General features: G+C 64.6%; 4 protein-coding genes. All 4 read right to left on the bottom strand.

Annotated features, from left to right (window positions below; genetic code table 11):
- Positions 1-573 (bottom strand): DNA translocase FtsK 4TM domain-containing protein (locus QZL63_RS09455; protein WP_290586713.1); only part of this gene is annotated, 573 nt, incomplete at its 3' end.
- 187 nt (positions 574-760) lie between these two features.
- Entirely contained in the window at positions 761-1,558 is a 798-nt protein-coding gene (gene murI / locus QZL63_RS09450; RefSeq protein ID WP_022309066.1) for a glutamate racemase, read from the bottom strand.
- Positions 1,559-1,571: 13 nt separating this feature from the next.
- Positions 1,572-2,138 (bottom strand): shikimate kinase, encoded by a 567-nt coding sequence (locus QZL63_RS09445; protein WP_022309065.1) that lies wholly within the window; start codon positions 2,136-2,138, stop codon positions 1,572-1,574.
- Positions 2,139-2,140: 2 nt separating this feature from the next.
- The coding region (locus QZL63_RS09440; protein WP_290586710.1) for a DNA gyrase/topoisomerase IV subunit A at positions 2,141-4,144 on the bottom strand (2,004 nt) is incomplete at its 5' end.

Below are 4,144 nucleotides of genomic sequence, written 5' to 3'. Positions count from 1 at the left end.
ATTGCGGTTGATGAACACGCCCGTGAGAATCCACCCGCCGAGCAGCAGGATGAGCGTCCCGACCACGCCGATGTGGGCGTGAAGCATCTCCGAAACCCCGATGCCGAAGGCGCCGCCCCAGCCGGTCGAGGAGCAGAGGCTCCAGCGGTCGCCAAAGGCGAAACCGAGGGTCAGCGACCCCAGGATGAGGATCAGCAGCAGCGAGAGGATCGAGTGGTTGAGCAGCAGCGGACGCTGGCGGATGATGCGGATGCCGACAAGCACCAGTATGCAGGGAAGCAGGATGCCGAAGACGCCGAACGAGTTGTCCACCAGCATGCGGCCGATGCGCGCACCGGCCTCGCCGCAGAGGTTCTCCACCTCGTCGCCCAACAGTTCGCGCTCCTCGGCCGGACGCTGCAGGATGCTCTGGTCCACGTCCCACGTGAAAAACGAGAAGAAGACCGAGGCGGCGACGAACAGACCGATGAAAAGCAGCAGCAGTCCCGCGATCCAGCGGGCGCTGTCGCTGTTGGAGCGGGCCACGGTCTGCCGCCGGCCCGAAGAGGCGGATGTATTGTTTCTGGATGCCATGTGTTTCCTTGACGCTCGATATTATCGAGCGAAGATACGGAAATATTTGCGGATTTGAAAACCGGAGGGCGGAAACGGAGAAAAAATAACGGATACGACACTGACCTGCTATGCATTAAGTTGGCCACTTAAACCAACAGATACAATCAGCAGAGACTTCGCTCTTTCAATCAGACACTTGCAGCAATCAGTCCGTTGAAGCAAGGGCCTTTGCCTCGAGCCGGGCACGGTAGGTCTCGTCGGCGAAGGTGAGGAATTCGAGCCGGGGAAGGTTGTCGGCCGGAGCACGCAGCCCGTAGCGGTCGAGCAGCTGCACGACCCGCCGCGCCACGGCCGGCGAAGGGTCCACGATCGTCACGCCGCGGCCGGCCACAATGCGCTCCAGGACGGGGCGCAGGAAGGGATAGTGCGTGCATCCCAGCACGATCTGGTCGGCGCCGCGCCGCAGCATCGGCTCGACGGCCTCGCGCACGCAGGCCTCGGCCTCGGGCGTCTGTTCGCGGTCCGCCTCGACCAGCTCGACGAATCCGCGTCCGGGGACCGTGAGTACCTCGATACCCGAGCCGTAGCGGGCCGCAGTCCGGCGGAAAAGCTCCCCGTCGAGACTCCGTTCGGTGGCCAGCACCCCCACCACCCCGCTGCGGGTGGCCAGGCAGGCGGGCTTTACGGCCGGTTCCATGCCGACAATCTGCAGAGAGGCATATTTCGCACGCAGGAAATCGATCGCCGCCGCCGTGGCCGTGTTGCACGCCACGACGACCATCTTGCAACCGGCGCCGACCAGCCGCGCCACCGCGGCATCGGCCAGCAGCTGCACCTCCTCACGCGGGCGGGAGCCGTAGGGGCAGTTAGCCCCGTCGCCCAGGTAGACAAGCGACTCCGAGGGCAGCGCACGGCGGATCTCCCGCCAGACGGTCAGTCCGCCCAGCCCCGAATCGTAGACCCCGATCGGGGCCCGGTTTCCCGTTGTCTTTCCGTCGTTCATCGCTCCTTGAGATTCAGTCATGCACTCCGGCAGCCGGGCGGCAACCCGCGGGAAGGCCGTCGGGGAAGAGCCGCCCGAGGATCTCCCCCACCAGTTCGTCATCGCTCCGCCCGCCGCACTCGACCGTCAGCGCCGCCTTCCGGTAGAAGGGGTCGCGCACGGCCATGTCGCGCTCCATGAAGCCGACCAGTTCGTCGTCGCTCAGGCCGCGCAGGCGGGGGCGCTTCTGCCGTCCGTAGGGGCTCAGGCGCCCGGCGATCTGCGCCGCCGTGCGGCACAGGTAGACCGTATGTCCGGCGGCATTCATGCACTCCATGTTGTCGCGCCAGACGGGCAGGCCGCCGCCCGTCGAGACCACGGCGGCATCGCCCGAGGCGATCACCCGCTCGAGCACCCCGCGTTCGAGTTCGCGGAAGCGCGTCTCGCCCTCGTAACGGAAGACGTCGGCCACCGAGGCCCCTTCCAGCTCCTCGACCGCGGCATCCGTATCGACAAAGGACGCACCGAGCCGCCGCGCCAGCTTGCGGCCCAGCGTGCTCTTGCCGCAGCCCATATAGCCCACCAGAAAGATCGGTTTCATCGTCAGAACAGGTTGAGTTGTTCGGGGTCCACCACTTCGTCGGCATCCCCCTTCGGGCGCTCGATCTCGAACGCCACGCCGCCCGGCGTGGCATCCGTCGGGGGAAGCCCCGTCTCCGAGCGGGTCGGCACGCCGCGTCCTGCCGGAGTGGAGGGACGTTCGGGCGCCGCAGGCCGGCTCTCCGGGGTGCTCTCCCCCTCCGGCCGGCCGTCGGCCGGGTCCGCCCCGTCGTCGAGCGGCTCCTCGTCGTCGGGCTCGGGAGCCGGTTCGGGCTCGATGAAGCGGAGCTCCGCCACATCGTAGGTCGTCAGGCGCTTGCCCTTGGCCCTGTGGCTCTTGACCCCCACGAACTCATCGACGTCGATCCGGTCGGCCGGGCGCGTGGCATGGGCGCCCTTGTAGGTGATCCCGAGCTGCGCACCCGCCGTATCGGTCACGCAGATGAAGTCGGCATCCTCGTCGAGGAAGGCCTGCATGCGGTCGGACATCTCGGCCGTGAAGCGCTTCATGTAGTAGTATTTCTGATCGCGGTCGTAGTAGCAGAGGCTGTAGACGCGGTCGGGTTCGTAGCGGCTCACGTGGATCGTCTCGTCGGGGAAGTGCTGCCCCAGGTCGTAGCCCGTGATGTAATACTGGTTCTTCGAGGTCCAGACGATCAGTTTGTCGTCGCCCTTGAACTCGCCGAGACATGTGCCGCGGCCGTCGGAGTTCAGGCGGCGGACATCCTCGTCGAACCAGATCGTCAGTCCGCCGAGGGTCGAGGTGCCCCGCTCCTTGAGTACGATCTTGTGGATGCCGTAGCGCGAGAAGAGGTTGCCCTGGCTCTGGCGGCCCTTGATGGCAAGGGTCGAGAAATCGAGATCGACGATCACCTTCTTCAGGCGCGGACGGGGCTTGAAGTAAACCTTCAGCACCTCGGCCTCACCGTTCGGATTCACAGACATATAGAGAATCTCACTCTTGGGCGTGCCCTTCGTGATGTCGTACTCCTTGTCGCGCGTGATGCCCTTGATGGCGCAGCGCTTCATCATCAGCGGGCCGTTCTTGCCGTCGCGGTAGAGAACGTTGTAGATCGTCCGCTCGTCATTGCGCTTGAAGACCCCGATGTAGTAGATCCCCTTCTGGAAGAAGGCCTTGTCCGAGACCTTCGTGATGACGTAGCGCCCCTCCTTGGTGAAGACGATCACGTCGTCAATGTCCGAGCAGTCGCAGACGAACTCGGCATCTTTCATCGACTTGCCGATGCCGAAGAAGCCCTCGGCGCGGTCCACGTAGAGCTTGGCGTTGGTCACGGCGACCTTCGTCGCCTCGATCGAGTCGAACTCCCGGAGTTCGGTGCGCCGCTCGCGCCCCTTGCCGTACTTGTCGCGGATACGCTCGTAGTAGGCAACGGCATACTCGGTCAGGTGGGCCAGGTGGTACTGCGTCGTGCGGATGTCCTCCTCGATCTGGCGGATCTCGTTGTCGGCCTTCTCCGTATCGTAGCGCGAGATGCGGATGAACTTCAGTTCGGTGAGCTTCTGCACATCCTCAAGCGTCACTTCACGTCGCAGCTGTTTCTTGAAGGGTTCCAGCCCCTTATCGACGGCAGCGTAGGCCTCCTCGCGGGTCTTGCACCCCTCGATGAGCTGGTAGAGGCGGTTCTCGATGAAGATCCGCTCGAGCGAGGCGGCATGCCACGCCTCCTGCAGCTCCCCGAGGCGGATCTCCAGCTCGCGGCCCAGCAGCCACTTGGTGTGCTCGGCCGAGCGGCGGAGGATCTCCTTCACACCCAGGAAGTGCGGTTTCTCGTCCCAGATGACGCAGGCGTTCGGAGCGATCGAGACCTCGCAGTCGGTGAAGGCGTAGAGGGCGTCGATCGTCTTGTCCGACGACTCGTCGGGAGCCACCTGGATCACGATCTCGACCTTGTCGGCCGTATTGTCATCGACCTTGCGGATCTTGATCTTGCCCTTGTCGTTGGCCTTGATGATCGACTCCTTGATCGACTCGGTGGTCGTCGTGTA

Origin of the sequence: Alistipes sp. CAG:268 (genome assembly GCA_000434235.1) — a bacterium.
GTDB classification, from domain to species: Bacteria; Bacteroidota; Bacteroidia; order Bacteroidales; family Rikenellaceae; genus Alistipes; species Alistipes avistercoris.
The sequence above is the reverse complement of the archived record's forward strand: the minus strand, read 5'-3'. Positions and strand labels throughout refer to the sequence as shown.

Coding starts and splice junctions, on each gene's coding strand:
- QZL63_RS09445 (WP_022309065.1), bottom strand. CDS start 2,138: ATGAAACCGATCTTTCTGGTGGGCTATATGGGCTGCGGCAAGAGCACG.
- murI (WP_022309066.1), bottom strand. CDS start 1,558: ATGAACGACGGAAAGACAACGGGAAACCGGGCCCCGATCGGGGTCTAC.